This window comes from Treponema denticola (assembly GCF_024400535.1).
In the GTDB taxonomy this organism is placed as follows: domain Bacteria; phylum Spirochaetota; class Spirochaetia; order Treponematales; family Treponemataceae; genus Treponema_B; species Treponema_B denticola_C.
In genome coordinates this window covers 2,788,368-2,808,741 of record NZ_CP038800.1, presented here as the reverse complement: position 1 = coordinate 2,808,741, position 20,374 = coordinate 2,788,368, and the positions used below count along the sequence as shown (strand labels likewise).

Here is a 20,374-nt window from a genome sequence, read left to right as displayed (position 1 = left end):
TTTTTTTCAAATTTCTTTTTAATTACAAGATAAAAACTTTTATCCGAAACGGTTGAAGAATGAATAATAAGAATAAATATCCGGGTTAACTTGAGTTTGCCATTATTTTATGCTATAATCTAAGGGAAAATATCGGAGGCAAAACAATGAGACGATTTAATTATTATGAAATCAAAAATCAAAAGTGGGATTCCTCTACCCTTGGTCTGATTGCTGCAATATATAAAGAAGCCGGAAAACAGGAAATGTACTTAAAACAGCGCCCGGAAGAATTAGAGAAACTGGTCGAGATTGCAAAGATACAAAGCACAGAGGCATCGAATGCAATTGAAGGTATTGTAACAACAAGTACCCGTATCAAACAGTTGGTAAAAGAGAAAACAACACCTAAAAATCGTGATGAGCAAGAAATTGCGGGTTACCGTGATGTATTAAATATAATTCACGAGAGTTTTGATGCGATTCCTCTTTCCCGAAATTATATTCTGCAGCTCCATAAGATTCTGTATAGTCATATGAACAATCCAATGGCAGGCAGAATAAAAAGTGTACAGAATTATATCACTGTTACATACTCGGATAATCATGCGGAAACATTATTTACGCCGCTTGCTCCCTTTGAGACACCGGAGGCATTGGATAAAATTTGTGAAGAATATAACCGAGTAATTGGAAATATGGAAGTGGAGCCCTTAATAGCAATTCCTGTTTTTATTCATGATTTTCTCTGCATACATCCTTTTAACGATGGGAACGGAAGAATGAGCCGTCTGCTGACAACTCTTCTGTTATACAGAAACGGCTTTTATGTAGGAAAATATATCTCTTTGGAAGCAAAAATTGCAAAAAACAAGGATTTATATTATGACGCACTTGGCAGGTCTCAGATTGGTTGGCATGAAGGCGAAGAAGATGTTGTTCCTTTTATCAAGTACTTGCTTGGAACGGTTCTTGCGGCCTATAGAGATTTTGCAGACCGCTTTGCTTTAGTAGAAATAAAACTTCCTGCTCTTGAAACTGTAAGGCGTGCCGCTCTAAATAAGATTGGCCGATTTACTAAGCAGGATATCCGTGAGCTTTGTCCTTCACTGAGTATAAGTTCTATCGAGGGAGGGCTCAGAAAATTAGTATCAGCCGGCGAATTGAAAAAAGAAGGCTCCGGAAAAAACATTTGCTATTATAGATTAAAGTAATTCCCATAAATTTTTAAATATTCCCTTAAAAATATAGAGAAAATAAGGGTAATGGTTTATTGATAAGGTTAAGAATCTCCCATTTTGACAAGCAGCAAAAAGGAGAAGCCGCTAAAAGTTTTTATATGTTTTTCCGATAAAAAAGATATGAATTCGCCCGATTTTTTTTATGTTATAAAAAATGTTTTACTTTCCCCCATAGTGATCGGTGTAACCATTGTTTGCGGTCTTATTTTAAGTTTTATTTTTTATGTAATGAGCTATAAGAAAAAACCGAGTCGGTTTGCTGTAAAAAAGAAACCGCCCATGCCTGTAAAGGAAAAGACGCCTCCTCCGGAAGAAGAAACAGAAGGCGAGGAAGGGGAAGTTCAATAAGTTTTTCCCAAGTTTTTTAATCTCTATGAGTATCCTGTTATTCAAAACTGGATGAGAAATAGAAATACATTGGAATTTATAGGATTATGGGAAGCTCTTAATAACGAAAATTTTAACCGTGTGCAATTCGACTCGTTTAGAAATGAATCAGGACTTAACAGATTTACTATGACTCCGCAAAAGTGGATAGATTCAATCCAGAGCCTGTCAGAAAACTTTCTTATAAAACCCGCAAATATCATTATAAAGCCTTAATATTTCGGCCTTATCTTCTATAAAATAACGGTGAACATCGGGGATTGTTTTAAAAAAGGTTTCTTGACGCTTGGCGTAGTGTTTGGTATTTCGTTTTATAAGGGCCGAGATTTCCTCCAAGTCCGATTCCGGTTTTAAACGCTTATTTTCATCAAAAAATTCCCTGTAGCCTATGGCTTTAAGTCCGGGGCTTTCGCTTGTATAGCCCATCTCATAAAGCTTTTTTACTTCATCATATAGGCCCTCGGCAAACATAGCATCGCCCCTCTTTTCGATTCTTTCGTATAAGAGAGAGCGGGTTCTTTCGATGCTTAAGATAAAAAACTCGTATTCTTCTCTTGGATTTTCGGGGAGGGCAAAAGAGCTTAAAGGCTTCCCTGAAGCAGCAAAAACTTCGTGAGCCCTTATTATTCTGTATTCATCATGAACATGGAGCCTCTTTGCCGTCTCGGGGTCTATTTTTTTTAGCTCTTCTAAAAGAACGCCGGCCCCTTCTTCCTTTGCCCGTTTTTGAAAATGCTCACGGATTTTAGGGTCGGCTGTGGGCGTAACGGGGAGGCCGTATAGAAAATTCTTTAAGAAAAAAGCCGTCCCTCCCATCAAGACCGGAAGTTTTCCCCGCTTATATATTTCGGGACAAAGTTTATCTGCTTCTTTTACAAAATCGGCTGCCGAAAATTCTTCGGAAGGCTCTTTTATAGCGATTAAATGATGTGGTAGGTCTTCTAATTCTTCTTTGGAAGGAGAAGCCGAACCGATATGCAGGTGTTTATACACCTGAACCGAGTCGGCGCTTATAATTTCGGCACAAGCTGAAAGAGCCGAAATTCCGCCCTCTTTTGAGAAATCTTTTGAATGTTTATAAGAAAATATTTCGGAAGCTAAGCTTGTCTTTCCCGAAGCCGTCGCTCGGAAAAAAATCAATACGGGAACCACGCAAACTTTTGAAGCAGAAATTTTAGTTGAATTCGGGATGACGCTCTATCTGATAGTTTACTTCACCGGTAAAAATTTGCTTTGCTCCGGCTGAAACAACCTTGTCTCCGCTTTTTTCGGCATTAGGCTCTTGGATTTTAGCCAGCTGATAGGCCCTTCTTGTCGATGCGCATGTAATCTCGTAAATATTGTCATCAAACTCGATGAGTTCTTCTAATGGAAATATCATAGACTCATTCTACTATTATTTAAGAAAAAAGTCAATATTTTCACTTTACAAAGGAGATAAAATAACTTATAGTAATTTTAGGAGGTTTTGCAAAATGATAGAGCTTAAAGGCATTGTGAAAGGACATACTATTGTTTTAGAAAAATCGGAGCTCAAAAACTGCGAGGGAAGAGAGGTCCTTATCCGAGTTTTAGATTATCCCCATTCTTGCAGCAATGTAAATAAAATAGACTTAAATTCGTTTGTAATTCCTACATTGAGAGGAAAAGCCGCAGATAAATATTTAGATGAATTGCGAAAAAATGATAGAATTTAATAGAGTTTTTATAGATACGGCTCCTTTTATATATTATCTTGAGAAAAATCCTGAATACTTTGGCAGCGCAAGAGACTTCTTTAGTTTATGATTGTGATTTATTTTTGACCAATGATCGGCAGTTATCTCAGTTTAAAGAAATAAACTGCCGAGTATTATAATAGATTTATAGACGTTTATTGACATTATAAAGATTTCTATATTTTACGTTTCCTGAAACGAATTTACCCGCACCGTCCATAGCCCCATAAAATTTTAAAAAAAATGCAAATTTTATGTAACTTTTTTGCAAGTTTGCTTGACAACTGTATTTTGGTATGTTATAATCGTCTCAAACAAATAACAAGGAGGAATTTTTTATGAAAAAAATTCTGTCAATTTTGATGATTTTGGCTCTTGTGGGCGGAGTTGCTTTTGCCCAGCTTACACCTGAAGTTACAGCAAGTGCCTCTGTAAACTGGGGTATTGATTTAGGTGCAGGAAAGGGTGGACAAATTCAGCATGGTTTTGAAAACCTTTTTTCAGCTACTGTTGATATTCCTTTATACAAAGGCAAGTTAAATTCAAAAACTGAAGGCGATGTTCACATGAATTTTGATATTGGTCTGAATTTACTTTATCAGTTCGATGATGCAATATCAAATAGTAAATCTCCGCATAAATCTGATAACTCAGATATGAAGTTTTCTCTTGCTGAAGATGTATTAAGTGATCTTGCTGCATCTATTCATTTTTTTGGCGGTTATATGAATGTTTATGGACGACCCGATTTTTCAACTAATTTTGCTGAGATCTGGGCTCCTATTCGTGATTTCTATTCAAACTATTTCGGAGCAAGACCTCAAACAAAAGGAGACATTACAGGTTTTGGGACAAAACTCGGCTATGCAAGCGATGACCTTGCAGGAACAGGGCTTAAACTCAATGCCGGTTTAAAATTCGCTTCAAATGACTCATGGAAAGCTAAAGTTGCCAAAAAAGCTGGATCAGCAGAATTTGAGGAAGTAGACCTTAAAGCAACTGAGGAAGTAAAAAAGGGAGAGATTTATTATGCAATAGCTGCTGCTATTTATGGAGCTGATGGTTCTGTAGTAGGGGTAAATACTACAGTTCCCCATCCTGCGTTTACCGGAGCTGATTTTGTTGTTGCAGCTGATACAACTGTTGGTGCTGCTGCAGGTAAGTATGTCAGAAAAAATGTAACACCCGAGGTTCCTGAAAGTGAAACTTCAGATATTCAGGGTAAATATGCTATCGGCTTTGATTTAAGCTTAGGTTACGATAAATGGGTAACTTTCGACTTCGGTATCAATGCTACATTTAATCCCGTAAAAGATTTCGGTGAAGCTGGCGTTAAAGCTGCTGAAAAATCAAACAAGGACAAGGCTTATCTAGGTACAGGATTTAAACTCGGTTCAAAACCTGTTGACGGTCTTGCTTTAAACTTTGGAATGGATGCTTTGATGAATGTCGGTAAGGATTCAAAACCCGCTTTTGATATTGTTTTTGATGCTTCCTATAAGTGGGTAAAAGCCGGTGTTTACTACGGTAATGAATTATCCAAGTATGCCGGAAAGAAAAACAGTAAAGCTATCGGTGATATGGCTGTGATGTTGGCTTTTAAATCTGCTGCTTCCGGTAGTACAAATTTAGTTGAGAATTTGGCATTCGGTGTTGATTTCAGACTTAACCATCTTTTAAGCGACATTGATACAGCGAAAAAGGCTATTCTTCCTATGGGCATAAGTGCTTGGGTAAATTACAAATATGCTATTACGGATTCAATGTGGATCAAGCCCTATGCTAACTTCTGGGCAGAAAGCAACTGCGTGCATAAAGATACAACCAATACAGACAAGTTCTTTGGTGTTGCTTATAAAGTTGGTACCGTATTTGCTCCAATGGAAAAAGTTGAGATAGAAGCTTCTTGGTCTCAAGGAAAACTTAACTGGAATAAATATGAGGGTTATAAACAAAAAGATCTTAAGGGAAAGGATCATAGTATGCTTAAAGCCCCCGCTTTTGATGCACACAACGGTACTTTTGTAATCGGTGTTAAAGTTAAATACTAATCTCTATACCTAGTATAGTTTAAAACCCGCCGTAAGGCGGGTTTTTTTGTTTATGGATAATTTTGCATTAACTTCTAAACATTGAATAATACCTCATCTTATGTTATAATACTCAAGGAGGCTAAAAATGGACTTTGATTTATCAAGAAAGATACCGATAGGGGTACAGAGTTTTGAAAAGATGAGGAATGATAAATATCTATATGTAGATAAAACTAAATATGTGTATAATCTTGTACGTACTTCTTCTCCATATTTTTTAAGCCGACCCCGGCGGTTTGGAAAGAGCCTCTTTCTTTCGACACTAAAAGCCTATTTTTTAGGTCAGAAGGAGCTATTTAAGGGCTTGTACCTTGAAAAAGCCGAAGAAAAAAGAGCCGAAATAGAAAAAAACGAAGCTTGGGTAGAATATCCTGTTTTGTATATGGATTTTAACATAGGCCGGTATGATGAACCGCATTCTTTAAAAACTCATTTAAACATAGTTCTAAGTCAATTCGAAGAAAGATATGGTGCTAATAAACAAGAAGAAGAACCTGCGCAACGTTTTGCAGGTATAGTGCAGCGTGCTTATGAAAAAACCGGTAAACAGGTGGTTATTCTTGTAGACGAGTACGATAAGCCCCTTTTACAAACGATGGGTGTAAACGAAGCTCTAAACGAAGAATTCCGCAATACCCTCAAAGCCTTTTATTCAGTAACAAAAACATGCGACCAATATATCCGCTTTGCTTTTTTGACGGGAGTTACAAAATTCAGTAAGGTCAGCATCTTCAGCGACTTAAATAATTTGCAAGACATAAGTATGCTAAATGACTATGCCGAAATATGCGGATTGACTCAAGCCGAGATAGAAAAAACCTTTAAGCCTGAAATAGAAAGACTGGCGAAGAACACCAAAAACAGCTATGATAAAATGCTTGAAGAACTAAAAAAGCGTTATGACGGCTATAAGTTCAGTGTTTTAGGAGAATCTGTCTATAACCCATTTAGTATATTAAACACTTTCAACTCCGGTGAATTAAAAAATTATTGGTTTGCAACAGGAACCCCGACTTTTTTGGTAAATTATCTAAAAGATGCATATTATAATGTACCTGATTTAGATGGAAATGTAGAGCTTGATGAATCCATGCTTAATGAGTATAGGGCCGATACAAAAAATCCTATACCTATACTTTTTCAATCAGGCTATTTAACGATAAAGGAATACATTGAAGAAGGTAACATGTACCGCTTAGGCTTCCCTAATGATGAAGTAAGATACGGCTTTTTAAAGAATCTATTCCCTGCCTATTCTTCTCTTAGACCTGATGAAACGGGAGTTTCAATCTGGAAGTTTGTAGAGGATATCCGAGCCGGAAATGTAGATGAGTTTATGGAAAGGATGCAGGCGATAATAGCCGGAGTTCCTTATGATAATTTGCCTAAAGATAAGCTAAACTTAAGAGAGCAAAACTATCAGACGGCCGTGTATTTAATCTTTAAGTTGATGGGGCAATTTGTGCAGACTGAAATACACTGTGCAAAGGGAAGAGCCGACTGTATAGTGCATACTAAAGATTCAATATACATCTTTGAGTTTAAGCTGATGAGTGCAGGTACAGCAGATGATGCGATAGTCCAGATAAAGGAGAAGGGCTATGCTTCTCAATTTAAGGCAGAGGGCAAAAAGATAATCCTCATAGGTTCAAGCTTTGATGAAGAGATGAGGACTATCGGGGACTGGAAAACGGAAAAATTATAGGAGGCTAAGAATGGACTTTGATTTTTCGAGAAAGATACCGATAGGGGTACAGAGTTTTGAGGTAATGCGTAACGATAAATTTCTCTATGTCGATAAAACTCCCTTTTTATTTAAGCTTGTGCACTCCAATCGGGTATACTTTTTAAGCCGCCCTCGACGATTTGGAAAGAGCCTTTTTCTCTCAACTCTTAAAAACTACTTTTTAGGTCAGAAGGAGCTATTTAAGGGTTTGTACATAGAAAAGGCCGAAGAAAAAAGAGCCGAAATAGAAAAAAACGAAGCTTGGGTAGAATATCCTGTCCTCTACTTGGATTTTAATGTGGGCAGATATGACTTGGAAGGAGCTCTGGCGGAAAGTCTAGACTATTTTTTAAAAAAGCAAGAAAAAATCTATGGGCTAAAGAATGAAGGAGATTCTTTTGGAAAGCGTTTTCAGTCACTTATAGAAGCCGCCTACAATAAAACCGGCCGGCAAGTAGTCATCCTTGTAGACGAGTACGATAAACCCCTTTTACAAACGATGGGTGTAAATGAGGCTCTAAACGAAGAATACCGCAACACCCTCAAAGCCTTTTATTCGGTGATAAAAACTTGCGACCAATATATCCGCTTTGCCTTTTTGACGGGAGTTACAAAGTTCAGTAAGGTAAGCATCTTCAGCGACTTAAATAATCTGCAAGATATAAGTATGATAACAGAGTACAGCGATATTTGCGGTATTACTGCAGAAGAGTTAAAACTTAACTTTGAACCCGAAATAAAAAGTTTGGGCGAAAGAAAAAAGAAAAATTTTGAAGAAATCTTATTGGAATTAAAAAAGAAATATGACGGCTATGTATTTGCAAAAGAAGGAAGGAGCGTATACAATCCTTTCAGTGTTTTAAGTGCTTTTTCTGCAAAGGACTTAGGCAATTATTGGTTTTCCACAGGTACGCCTACTTTCTTGGTAAATTATCTAAAAGATGCATATTACAATATTCCCGACTTAGATGGAAATGTAGAATTAAATGAAGCGGGGATAGAATTATATAGGGCTGATGCAAAAGATCCCTTACCTATACTTTTTCAATCTGGCTATTTAACGATAAAGGAATACATTGAAGAAGGTAACATGTACCGCTTAGGCTTCCCTAATGATGAAGTAAGATACGGCTTTTTAGAAAACCTTGTACCTGTCTATTCTTCTCTTAGACCTTATGAAACGGCCTCATCAGTGTGGAAGTTTGTTGAGGATATCCGAGCCGGAAATGTGGATGAGTTTATGGAAAGGATGCAGGTGATAATAGCGGGAGTTCCTTATGATAATTTGCCCAAAGATAAACTCAAATTAAGAGAACAAAACTATCAGACGGCCGTTTACTTAATCTTTAAGCTGATGGGGCAATTTGTGCAGACTGAAATACACTGTGCAAAGGGAAGAGCCGACTGTATAGTTCACACTAAAGATTCAATATACATCTTTGAGTTTAAGCTGATGAGTGCGGGAAGTGCCGATGATGCGATAGCCCAGATAAAGGAGAAGGGCTATGCTTCTCAATTTAAGGCAGAGGGCAAAAAGATAATCCTCGTAGGTTCAAGCTTTGATGAAGAGATGAGGACTATCGGGGACTGGAAGACGGAAAAATTATAGGAGGCTAAAAATGGACTTTGATTTATCAAGAAAGATACCGATAGGGATCCAAAGTTTTGAAGATCTGCGCAGAAAAAATTTTTTATATGTAGATAAAAGCTTATATGTTTTTAAGTTAGCCAATTTAGGAAAAGTATATTTTTTAAGCCGACCCCGGCGGTTTGGAAAGAGCCTCTTTCTTTCGACACTAAAAGCCTATTTTTTAGGTCAGAAAGAGCTATTTAAGGGCTTGTACATTGAAAAAGCCGAAGAAAAAAGAGCCGAAATAGAAAAGACGGAGGCATGGGCAGAATATCCTGTTTTGTATATGGATTTTAACATAGGCCGGTATGATGAACCGCATTCTTTAAAAACTCATTTAAACATAGTTCTAAGTCAATTCGAAGAAAGATATGGTGCTAATAAACAAGAAGAAGAACCTGCGCAACGTTTTGCAGGTATAGTGCAGCGTGCTTATGAAAAAACCGGTAAACAGGTGGTTATTCTTGTAGACGAGTACGATAAGCCCCTTTTACAAACGATGGGTGTAAACGAAGCTCTAAACGAAGAATTCCGCAATACCCTCAAAGCCTTTTATTCAGTAACAAAAACATGCGACCAATATATCCGCTTTGCTTTTTTGACGGGAGTTACAAAATTCAGTAAGGTCAGCATCTTCAGCGACTTAAATAATTTGCAAGACATAAGTATGCTAAATGACTATGCCGAAATATGCGGATTGACTCAAGCCGAGATAGAAAAAACCTTTAAGCCTGAAATAGAAAGACTGGCGAAGAACACCAAAAACAGCTATGATAAAATGCTTGAAGAACTAAAAAAGCGTTATGACGGCTATAAGTTCAGTGTTTTAGGAGAATCTGTCTATAACCCATTTAGTATATTAAACACTTTCAACTCCGGTGAATTAAAAAATTATTGGTTTGCAACAGGAACCCCGACTTTTTTGGTAAATTATCTAAAAGATGCATATTATAATGTACCTGATTTAGATGGAAATGTAGAGCTTGATGAATCCATGCTTAATGAGTATAGGGCCGATACAAAAAATCCTATACCTATACTTTTTCAATCAGGCTATTTAACGATAAAGGAATACATTGAAGAAGGTAACATGTACCGCTTAGGCTTCCCTAATGATGAAGTAAGATACGGCTTTTTAAAGAATCTATTCCCTGCCTATTCTTCTCTTAGACCTGATGAAACGGGAGTTTCAATCTGGAAGTTTGTAGAGGATATCCGAGCCGGAAATGTAGATGAGTTTATGGAAAGGATGCAGGCGATAATAGCCGGAGTTCCTTATGATAATTTGCCTAAAGATAAGCTAAACTTAAGAGAGCAAAACTATCAGACGGCCGTGTATTTAATCTTTAAGTTGATGGGGCAATTTGTGCAGACTGAAATACACTGTGCAAAGGGAAGAGCTGATTGTATAGTGCATACTAAAGATTCTATCTATATCTTTGAGTTTAAGCTGATGAGTGCAGGAAGTGCCTATGATGCTATAGCCCAGATAAAAGAGAAGGGCTATGCTTCTCAATTTAAGGCAGAGGGCAAAAAGATAATGCTAGTAGGCTCAAGCTTTGATGAAGCGATGAGGACTATCGGGGAATGGAAAATGGAAGAACTTTAAAAGATAAGGCTCTTTTTAACTTGAATTCTAATTGGTTTCAGTAGTCGTCTTGAAAAATATATCACTTTCGTTTATAATTACAAAGAATCCTAAGTCATTACGGAGGGGATTATGACTACAGGTACTATAGTTACTTTAATGCGTGAAGGCATAGGAATTATCCTAATGCTTTCAGCTCCGATTTTACTTGCAGCTCTTTTGGTCGGCTTAATCGTTGCTATCTTTCAGGCTACTACTTCTATTCAAGAACAAACTCTTACATTTGTACCGAAAATTTTAACCATATTAGGGATGCTTGCTCTTTTAGCAACATGGATGTTTACCGTATTGAGAGAATATCTTGTTTCGCTACTAAATTTAATTCCGCAGTTAGTAAGATAGGTTTTTAGTGCATGCAGCCATTTGATTTTATTTTAAATAAGGAGCCTATATTTTTACTCGCAGCGGTGCGTATTTTTGCAATACTCATGACTTCCCCTCTTATGTCGATGAGAAATGTTTCAAAAATTGCAAAGGTCGCTCTTGCGGGTTTAACTGCATTTATGGTAACGCCATATGCCTATCCGGAATTTACCGGTTTAAAAGTTTTTACGCTTGAATATGTTCTGTTTTTATTGGGCGAAGGGCTTATAGGTGTTTTAACGGGTTTTTTTATAAGTATTCTGTTTTCTACTTTCAGCACGGCAGGGCAATTTTTTTCATTCCAGATGGGCTTCGGAGCCTCAGGTGTTTTTGATGCCTTAGCCCAAGTTGAAAATCCTCTCGTGGGTCAATATTTTAATTTTATAGCGGTACTTATTTTTTTAAGGATAAACGGTTTTCAGCGTATTTTTTTAGGCGGGGTAATGAAAAGCATAGAGCATGTAAACTGTTTTATGTTTTTAAAAAAGCAGGAAGTTCTTTCGACATATCTTTTAAATGCTGTCGGAACACTTTTTTTAAATGCAATGGTAATAGCTCTGCCCGTAATGGGAACCCTTATTTTAATCCACATAACAATGGGGCTTTTAACAAAGGCAGCCCCGCAAATGAACTTATTATCCGAAGGTTTTCCGATTACAATTTTAACAGCCTTTTTTATTCTTGCATTAGCTCTGCCGTTTTTTATCAATACATTCGAAATTATTTTAGAAAACGGGCTTTCAGACTTTTGGCGGCTTTTAGACCGTTTGGGAGGGGCTTAATTGAAGTCAGAAAAATACGCCCTTCTTTATAAAAAATATTTTTCACAAGAAGATATTCTTTTCAATAAAACCATAGGTTTACAGTGGTTTGCTGCCGAAGACGAGGGAAGGACAGAAGATCCTACCGAGTATAAAATAAGGAAGGCTCGGGAAGAGGGGCGTGTTGCCAAAAGCCAGGACCTAAATGCCGCAGCAGTGGTTTTGCTTCCGGTAATTGCGCTCATTATAATGGGACCCTATATATTAAAATCATTAACTCAGCTCATCGCTTTCTTTTTTGAACGCTGTACAACGGAACAGGTTATAAACGGGGCATGGTTTATGGTTTTTATTAGGTACTTTTTTAAGACGGTTTTCCCCATAACGGGGGCAGCTTTAATTTCGGGAGTTTTAGGGAATATAATCCAAAATAAAGGATTTTTATTTTCTACAAAACCGATACAGCCTGATTTTAAAAGAATTACTCCTAATTTTGCCCGCTTTTTTAAACGGGCTCTCTTTTCTGCAGAGGGACTTTTTAATTTGGCAAAATCTCTTTTTAAAGTCGTAATTATAGGTTTTATAGGCTATCTTGTTATAAGAAATAATATGGAAAAGCTTATAGCTACGCTGCAAGTAAATTTTGCTAACTCCATATTTTTTATAGCAAAAACTGGAGCAAAAATTTTAGCCTATTCGGCAATTGCTTTAGTTCTTTTAAGTATCCCCGATTATTTTTTCCAAAAAAGACAATTTACCGAATCCCTTAAAATGTCAAAAACCGAATTAACTGATGAGTACAAGGAATTGGAAGGAGACCCGATGATAAAGGCTCAAATAAACAGGCAGATGCAGGCAATCTTGCAAAAAAGCGGTATAAAAAATGTTCCGGATGCGGATGTAGTTATCACAAACCCGACCCACTATGCCGTAGCCCTCCAATGGAAACCCGGGGTAATGCCTGCTCCTATGGTTATATCCAAGGGCACCGATGCAACAGCTCAAAACATAAAACGGATTGCCCGCGAGCATGATATCCCGACTATAGAAAATGTTCCATTAGCCCGGGCTCTCTATGCAAATGTTGACTTAGGTCAAGTTGTTCCGAATGAATATTATCAATCGCTTTCTATTATATTTTTAAAAATTTATTCTATGAAAGATAAACAAGCTCTCAAAAGAAAAATGGAGGTAACCCGATAAATGGCCGAAAACAGAATGTTTAAAGAAGTACCGAATGCCTTGGTAGCTATAGGAGCTATTATGGTAATATTTGTAATTGTTATTCCTCTGCCTACAGCTCTTTTAGACTTTTTTATGGCACTGAATCTTATATTCAGCTTGATAATACTGCTAATAGTCTTATTTATAGATAAACCTACGGAGTTTACGGTTTTCCCATCATTGCTTTTAGTCTCCACAATATTCGGTCTAGCCTTAAACGTTGCATCCACAAGGCTTATTTTGACATATGGAGAAAAATTTGACGGAAAAATGATAGAGGCTTTTAGCAAGTTCGTCATAGGTTCTTCAGGAAATCAAGGTTTGGTCATAGGTTTTGTAATCTTTATTATTTTGATAGCTGTTCAAGCTTTTGTAATCACAAAGGGAGCTACAAGAATTGCTGAGGTTGCAGCCCGTTTTGCCTTAGACTTTATGAATACCAGAAGCATGTCTATAGAGGCAGAATACAATGCAGGTATTATCACGGATGCCGAAGCTCGAAAGAAAAAAGAAGACTTGCAAAGATCTACAGACTTTTACGGAGCTATGGACGGAGCGAGTAAATTCGTTTCAGGAAACGTAAAAATAGGAATCTTTATAACGATTATAAATATTGTAGCAGGCATAATTATAGGGGTGTGGAGAGAAGAAGGATTCATTAACGCATTGCAGATGTACACAAGGTTTACCATAGGTGACGGCCTTTTAGCCCAGCTTCCTTCTCTTTTTATATCGGTTGCAACAGGTCTTGTGGTAACCCGCTCAGCTTCAACAGGCTCTTTCGGAAAAGATATCACTGACCAATTTTCACGCAATTCGACTGTTTATTACATAGCTGCTATTACCTTGACTGTAATGGCAATTTTACCCGGTTTTCCGTCAATAATCTTAATACTCATTGCATTAAGCCTCGCCTTTTTAGGCTGGCGCTTGCAGACAACTCAGGTTACGCGGACTCAAAGAGAAAAAGCGGCTAAAGAAGCTCAGGCTGCTTCGGAACAAGCTGCAAAGACTGAAAGCGATGATACTAAGGCTGTTATGCCCTTAGACGATATATCGCTTCAATTCGGATACGGGCTGATTCCCCTTGTAGATGAAAAAAAGGGAGCAGAGCTTTTATCCCGAATTAAACGCATAAGAAAAGAAGTAGCTCTTGAAACAGGGCTTGTCATGCCGGTTATCCGCATTGTAGATGCCATGAACCTATCTCCTGATGAGTATTGTATCACAATACAGGGTGCTGAAGTTGCCCGCTCCAAGATAAGGATGGGAGCATATCTGGCAGTAAATCCGGGAAATGTTCAAGATGAAATACCCGGCGAACCCACATTAGATCCGGCATTCGGCCTTCCTGCAATTTGGATTTCGGAATCAAATCAAGCTGCAGCTGAAAGGGCCGGATATACGGTTATTGATCCCCCTTCAATCATAGCCACCCATCTGACCCATATTATCAAGACACATGCCGATGACATTCTTTCAAGGCAAATGGTAAGCAATATGCTGGAATCGGTTAAAAAGGTAAATCCGATTGTTGTAGAAGAAATACAAAGCAACCAAAACATAACTCTGGGCGACTTACAGACAGTATTAAAATGCCTTCTCCGTGAAAATGTTTCTATAAGGAATACACCGGCCATTCTTGAAACAATATCAGATTATAGGCGCATAACGGGAGATATGTATATAATTGCCGAAAAAGTCAGACAGAGGCTTGGCAGACAAATTGTTCAGCAATATCTGGGAGAAGACAAGGCCTTGAGAGCTTTTATGGTAGACTCCGCCTTTTTCCAAACCGTTTTAGCAAGCCGTATAGATACCCTGACCGGCCCTCAGCCTGCAATAGACACTGAATCGAAAAAAGCTTGGCTTAGGGCTGTCCAAAATGCATACAATAATTTTAATGCTCAGTTTATGGGTGTTGCAGTCATCCTTGTTCCCGAAGAAGGCCGCCTTTTGATAAAGCGCCTCCTTGAATATGAAATGCCCATGGTTCCGGTCTTATCCGTTCCTGAGATTCCAAAAGATATTTCGGTTATAGGCATGGGAACCATTACGCCTTAGATGCGGTTATCCCGACAGAAGCTGCAAGTTTATTCTCTTTTTAACTGCTGGAAAAATATCCTTAAACTTAGTATATTGAGATGAGAGGTTTAGATGAAGACTATAAAATATATTTTACTTGCAGCAATTGTGCTGTTTTTTTTCGGCTGTGGGAATGATAAAAAAGCTGAAGATTTGCAAAGTGTTACAGCGTCCTTGGGGGCAGAACCTGCTATTTTAGATGCCGCAAGGGCATCGGATAGATATTCCTTCATAGTATTGGATTATATAAATGAAAATCTTACGGATATTTTAACGGAAGAGGACGGAACGAGGAAAATTCTTCCGGCTATTGCAGAATCTTGGACACATAACGCCGATTATACGGAATGGACTTTTAAGCTGCGAGATGCCTTTTGGTCAGATGGTGTTCAAATAAAAGCTGATGATTTTGTTTATAGTATACGCCGTATAATAAATGCGGAGTCGGCATCTCCTATGGCTATGTATTATGACTATATTAGAAATGCCCAAGACATCTTAAAAGGGAAAAAGCCCTATTCGGAAATAGGTATAAAGGCTATAGACGGCAAAACTCTTCAAATAACAACTGAAAACCCCGTAAAAAATCTTGACGAATTTGCGGCAAAAATTCCTCCGCAAAGGGAAGATATCATAAAAAAATTTGATTTAGGATATGGAAGTGATGCAGAAAAGATTATATCAAGCGGAGCCTTTAAGGTAAAAAGCTGGGTGCACAACAGCAAGATAGAGCTTGTAAAAAACGATAAATTTTGGAATGCCGAAAATGTTAAACTGAAAGCTCTTACCTTTAAAATTATAAACGAAGAAAACGCCGCTCTAGGAGAGCTTTTAAACGGCGGTATCGATATAGCAAATGCTTATTCCATAAGCTGGATAAACAAATTAAAAGCCGAAAAAAGCTTTACGGAAATAACCGGTGTTGACAGCAGGGTTCAATATATCTTTATGAACCAAAAAGACAAACTTTTTTCCAACAAAAAAATCCGTCAAGCCCTTTCGGCAAGCCTTGACCGCAAAGAGATTTGCACTGATCTTTTCGATGATATATATAAGCCTGCCTACGGCTTTGTTTCAATAGCAGCCGAATTGGAGGGTAGAAATTTCCGCTCGCTTGCAGGCGATCCGATTAAACAGCTTATAAAACAAGTAGGTGATCCGAAAGCTCACTTTATTGAAGGCTTAAAAGAAGCCGGTTTCGGGGATGACCCTTCAAAAATCACCGTTTCAATAATGTTTCCCTCAAATGAAAGCTCTAGGTTTAATGAATATCTTCAAAACCGCCTTTCAACTGTTTTAGGTATAAATGTAGAGCTGGATAAACTTGAGGGTACAGTCTTTAAAAAGAAAAATAAGACCCTTGATTATCAAGTCGGTTTTAAGTCATGGGGGGGCGGAATAGATACGCCTGCCCGCTATTTGGATCTATTTTTACCGGGGAATAAGATTGTTCCAATAGGTTGGGAAAATGCGGAGTATACGGCCTTGGTCCAAAGAGCAAAAAAAAGCTCTGATTTTAATGAGCAGCTTGAATGTTTTAAAAGGGCTGAAGAAATTTTATTGATTGAAGAGTGCGGAATAGCCCCCTATGCAAATCAAACCTATAATATCTTTATGCAAAAAAGGCTAAAAGGGGTTAAACAGTTTTATCCGGGAACTTATAACCTAAAATATGCATTTATTAAAGGCGAAAAATAGAATACAAATTTTTGAGCATAGGAATGTATATTAGTTTTTCATTTATGTCAATACTCAATTGACTAAAACCTCTTTTTTTTGTACAATGATATATTGAGGACATTATGAGTGAAAGACCCGTACAGAGCGACTTGAATAATGCATTGAATATCCTCAAGCAAGGCGACCTAAAAAGAACCTATTCAGAGCTTGAAAATTTGTTAAAGGATGACTTGGAAAATGCAGAAATCGAGTATACCCTCAAGGGTGTCCGTTTTTGGGAAGAAAAGTTAGAAAGAGCAAAGAAAGCCTCAACTCCTCTTGAAAGAGCTGAGTTGATGATTTCTCAGTGGAAGTCCTTTTTAGCCTATATCCGCCGTCAGGGTCAAGAAAAAGAGTCGATCATATATGCCTTAAAATGTGCTGTTTTTACGATTGCTTTGGATTTTTATGCAGATCTCTTTAAGGAAGAATCTGAGCTGCCTGATGCCGAACCATACCGTAAAATAGGGCTTTGCTATAAGGTTCTCGGTAACTATGAAAGAGCTCTTGATTTTTTAAAATATGCAGCCGAGATAGATAAGAATTCGGGAACTATTTTAGCCGATTTAGCCGATTGCTATGCCCTATACGGAGAAATAAAATTTGCAAAAGCTTTTTTCCGTGAGGCTTTTTTTATCGACCCCGCAGCTATTGAGCTGCAATTTATGGAGTCTGAAATTATTCATAGGTTAATTCAGAGAGTTCAAAGCTGCGGGTACAATATCGAAGAAACTGCCTACTGGATACCGGTTTACGGCGTTCTCGATGGAGTTTTTAATGTAAGGCGCGAGCTTAGGGCTTTTGAAGTCGGGCAATTAAAACAGAAGATATTTTTAATGGAAAATGAGGTACAAGCTGAATCTCAAAATCGTAAAAACGGCCTTGTGCCCCGTTTGATAAACTATTATTTTTGGCTGATTGACCATTATGTAAATGTCAATGAAAACAAGTCAAAAATAGATGACCTGCTTTTAAGAATAAAAGTATTGGACCAAAATATATATAATAGCTATATGAGATAGCAAATTTTTGGAGGATTTATGTCTGACACGCAAAAACAATTGATAGAGATGCTCAATGAAGAAAAGTGGACAAGAGCAGCTATAGGTAATTACACAACAAAGAACTTTGAAGATCTATATAAATTAGTATCTACAGCAAAAAAAGAAAATGTTGTGGATGAAATAAAAGAAATATGTGACGAGCATCTGTCTCACACAAAAAACAGTATAATTGCGCTTTATATATCCAGCATAATATCTCTTTCAAATCAGCTTTTGGACGATTCGAATGTAGTAAGTCTAATCGAAATATTTACCGATAATCACAGGACACAAATCGTTGAATATCTTTGTAAAAAGGTACTCGAGTATGGAGAATCCAAATTCGCTCTCCGAACCCTTGCCGAATGTTATAAGGCTTCTGGAAATGACGCTATTTATGATATTTGGGAGCGCTTAGTTAAGGTTGATTATGATGAGGCCGAAATTGCAAAACTTTTGGCAGAAAAATATGAAAAAGACGGGAATGTAGAAAAATCTGTAGAATATTATAAGAAATCCTTATACCGCTTTATAAACCGTAAGCAGATAAACGGTGTAAAAGAAATTTGGTCAAAACTGGTATCTCTTATTCCTGATGAAATAGATTTTTTCTTCCGAATACAGGCTAAAATTGCCAGCGTCATAGATAACAGCCGCAATTCAATATTGATGCAGGATATTTACCAATATTACCGCCAAAACGAAAATTGGGACATATCGATTGATATCTTAAAGCTTATACTTTCATATGATGACAAAGACAGCTGGGCGCGTGAAGAAATTACCGAGTGTTTTAAAAATAAGTATAAAGATCACAGTCAGCTCGATGAATGTATTAAAGTATCGGACTTAAATAGACCCTGGCGGCCGGTATTTGATGCTATTGCCGATTTTGAAAAACATATTTCTTTTGATACGGGCTCTTTTGTATTCCACCGTACATGGGGTGTGGGGCGTATTGCATCAATAAAGGACGATGACCTTGTAATAGATTTTGCAAAAAAACGCGGTCATAGTATGAGTCTTAAAATGGGAATTACAGCTTTGCAGACCTTGGATAGGGAGCATATATGGGTATTAAAGTCCACAATCAATAAAGATACTCTTGCAAAGAAAATAAAGGGAGATCCTGAGTGGGCCTTAAAGATCATAATTAAGAGCTTTGATAATAACTGCGATATGAAAAGGATAAAGCAGGAAATAGTTCCGTCCTTGTTGACAACCGGCGAATGGACAAGCTGGAATACTAAAGCTCGTAAGATTTTAAAAGAAAATCCTATGTTCGGTATAAATTCCGACAATATAGACTTTTACACCGTGCGCGAACGCCCGATTTCTCCTGAAGAAAAAATCTCGAACGAATTTAAGGCTCAAAAGAACTTTTTTGCCCGAATCGAGCTTCTTAATGCTTATGACACATCCGAAGCTTGTGATGATGAATCCGACACCTTCCGCGAAATGCTTGATTATTTTGAAGGCTTCTTAAAAGCTTTTAGTCAGGTAAATGAGCAGATTATTTGTGCCTACATCCTTGTCAAAGAATTTATCGCCGATACACAGCTTATTTCGGCAGCAAAGCAATATAACTTTGCAGAGTTATACAGCCGAATTGAAGATCCTATGGAAGTTTATTCTCAAATAAAGGATAAGGTTTCGATAAAAGGACAAAGTCTCCGCCAAAAATTTTTAAAATATATCAAAAATTTAATTCCTAATTGGGAAAAAGAATATATAAAACTGTTTCCGACAGTTCTGTCTGCCGAAATTTTGAATTCTTTGATAGAGGCCGGCTCGACAGATGATGTAAAAGACTTGGTAAAAGACTGCTTTGAAAACTACCGAATTTATAAAAGCGCCGTTATTTGGTTCTTTAAAAATGTTCAGGGCGAGGAATGGTTTAAGGAGCTGGATATAAGCTTGGAACAGCAGTTAATTGTTCTTATACATATTTTGGATATTACCTACAGAGAAATCGCTTCAAGAAGAAATACAACGGAGAATCGTAAGATTAACCATCAGGTGCATACGATTTTATTCGGAAAAGACGATCTTTTACAAAATTTTATCATAGAAAGCGATGAAGATACAATCACAAGGCTTTATACCCTTATAGGAGATATTAAAGACCTTGATCCGATGATTAAGATGAGTATTCGTGCTAAAATTGTTGAAAAGCATAAGGATTTTAAATTCTTTGATATCGAAGAAAAGAGCGTTACAGTCCACGGCCTGATTGTTACAGCCAAGATGCTTGATCTTAAAAACAAGGAGCTCATCGAAATTAGGGATGTTAAGATTCCCCAAAATGCGAAGGACATCGGTTTTGCTCTTTCTCTTGGCGACTTGCGTGAAAATGCAGAGTACAAGGCTGCAAAGGAAGAACAAACCCGCTTAGGAAATGCCTTGACCAGATTACAGGATGAGCTTGATAGAGCTCAGATTTTTGATCCTACGACTGCCACTGCAAAGAAGGTTTACTTCGGCAGCAAGGTAAAAATCCTAAATAATTTGACAAATGAAGAAGAAGAGTATACAATTTTAGGACCGTGGGAATCGGATCCTGCAAACGGTATAATTTCTTATATGTCTCCTTTGGGAAAAGGATTGTTTAACCATAAGAAAGGAGAAGATGTCGAATTTGAAGTAAACGATGAAAAAAGGAGCTATAAGATTATAGATATCGCTATTGCAGATTTAAAATAACAAATGGAGGGGCTTGCAAGGGTTTTTAATAAGCTTGCAAGCCCCTTAACTGCA

16 protein-coding genes are annotated in these 20,374 nt (G+C 37.5%); 14 read left to right on the top strand and 2 right to left on the bottom strand.

Going from position 1 to position 20,374, the window contains the following annotated elements:
• The first annotated feature begins 146 nt into the window (after window positions 1–146).
• Window positions 147–1,193 carry a Fic family protein gene (locus tag E4N78_RS13240; RefSeq protein ID WP_255811001.1) on the top strand — a complete coding sequence of 349 codons (1,047 nt, stop codon included), beginning with the start codon at window positions 147–149 and terminating at the stop codon, window positions 1,191–1,193.
• Window positions 1,194–1,340: 147 nt separating this feature from the next.
• Complete coding sequence (locus tag E4N78_RS13235; RefSeq protein ID WP_255811000.1) at window positions 1,341–1,568, top strand: hypothetical protein; 228 nt, start codon at window positions 1,341–1,343, stop codon at window positions 1,566–1,568.
• 207 nt (window positions 1,569–1,775) lie between these two features.
• Here the strand turns inward: E4N78_RS13235 and miaA are convergent, their stop codons facing one another.
• Window positions 1,776–2,759: a tRNA (adenosine(37)-N6)-dimethylallyltransferase MiaA gene (gene miaA / locus E4N78_RS13230; protein WP_370644965.1), complete on the bottom strand. Its 984-nt coding sequence runs from the start codon at window positions 2,757–2,759 to the stop codon at window positions 1,776–1,778.
• 22 nt (window positions 2,760–2,781) lie between these two features.
• Window positions 2,782–2,988: a DNA-directed RNA polymerase subunit omega gene (locus E4N78_RS13225; protein ID WP_010694339.1), complete on the bottom strand. Its 207-nt coding sequence runs from the start codon at window positions 2,986–2,988 to the stop codon at window positions 2,782–2,784.
• Window positions 2,989–3,082: 94 nt separating this feature from the next.
• Between E4N78_RS13225 and E4N78_RS13220 the strand changes: the two genes are divergently transcribed.
• The 12 genes from E4N78_RS13220 (at window position 3,083) to greA (ending at window position 20,320) form a co-directional block, all read left to right on the top strand.
• Window positions 3,083–3,304, top strand: a complete 222-nt coding sequence (locus E4N78_RS13220) for a hypothetical protein (RefSeq protein ID WP_255810998.1) — start codon at window positions 3,083–3,085, stop codon at window positions 3,302–3,304.
• A gap of 359 nt (window positions 3,305–3,663) precedes the next feature.
• Window positions 3,664–5,376: a major outer sheath protein Msp gene (gene msp, locus E4N78_RS13215; RefSeq protein WP_255810997.1), complete on the top strand. Its 1,713-nt coding sequence runs from the start codon at window positions 3,664–3,666 to the stop codon at window positions 5,374–5,376.
• Between the two features lie 127 nt (window positions 5,377–5,503).
• On the top strand, window positions 5,504–7,123 hold the full coding sequence (locus E4N78_RS13210; RefSeq protein ID WP_255810996.1) for an ATP-binding protein: 1,620 nt from the start codon (window positions 5,504–5,506) through the stop codon (window positions 7,121–7,123).
• A 10-nt stretch (window positions 7,124–7,133) separates the two neighbouring features.
• A complete protein-coding gene (locus E4N78_RS13205; protein ID WP_255810995.1) occupies window positions 7,134–8,753 on the top strand; it encodes an ATP-binding protein in 1,620 nt (539 codons plus the stop codon).
• Between the two features lie 10 nt (window positions 8,754–8,763).
• On the top strand, window positions 8,764–10,383 hold the full coding sequence (locus E4N78_RS13200; RefSeq protein WP_255810994.1) for an ATP-binding protein: 1,620 nt from the start codon (window positions 8,764–8,766) through the stop codon (window positions 10,381–10,383).
• 111 nt (window positions 10,384–10,494) lie between these two features.
• A complete protein-coding gene (gene fliQ, locus E4N78_RS13195) occupies window positions 10,495–10,764 on the top strand; it encodes a flagellar biosynthesis protein FliQ (protein WP_255810993.1) in 270 nt (89 codons plus the stop codon).
• Window positions 10,765–10,775: 11 nt separating this feature from the next.
• On the top strand, window positions 10,776–11,567 hold the full coding sequence (gene fliR / locus E4N78_RS13190) for a flagellar biosynthetic protein FliR (RefSeq protein WP_255810992.1): 792 nt from the start codon (window positions 10,776–10,778) through the stop codon (window positions 11,565–11,567).
• On the top strand, window positions 11,568–12,749 hold the full coding sequence (gene flhB, locus E4N78_RS13185; RefSeq protein ID WP_255810991.1) for a flagellar biosynthesis protein FlhB: 1,182 nt from the start codon (window positions 11,568–11,570) through the stop codon (window positions 12,747–12,749).
• Window positions 12,750–14,834 carry a flagellar biosynthesis protein FlhA gene (gene flhA, locus E4N78_RS13180; protein WP_255810990.1) on the top strand — a complete coding sequence of 695 codons (2,085 nt, stop codon included), beginning with the start codon at window positions 12,750–12,752 and terminating at the stop codon, window positions 14,832–14,834.
• Window positions 14,835–14,927: 93 nt separating this feature from the next.
• Window positions 14,928–16,553, top strand: coding sequence for a peptide ABC transporter substrate-binding protein (locus E4N78_RS13175; protein WP_255810989.1), 1,626 nt, complete (start codon window positions 14,928–14,930; stop codon window positions 16,551–16,553).
• Between the two features lie 104 nt (window positions 16,554–16,657).
• Window positions 16,658–17,596 (top strand): tetratricopeptide repeat protein, encoded by a 939-nt coding sequence (locus E4N78_RS13170; protein ID WP_255810988.1) that lies wholly within the window; start codon window positions 16,658–16,660, stop codon window positions 17,594–17,596.
• A gap of 18 nt (window positions 17,597–17,614) precedes the next feature.
• The gene (greA, locus tag E4N78_RS13165) at window positions 17,615–20,320 is read left to right on the top strand and encodes a transcription elongation factor GreA (RefSeq protein WP_255810987.1); all 2,706 of its coding nucleotides are present in this window, start codon (window positions 17,615–17,617) and stop codon (window positions 20,318–20,320) included.
• The last annotated feature ends 54 nt before the right edge of the window (window positions 20,321–20,374 follow it).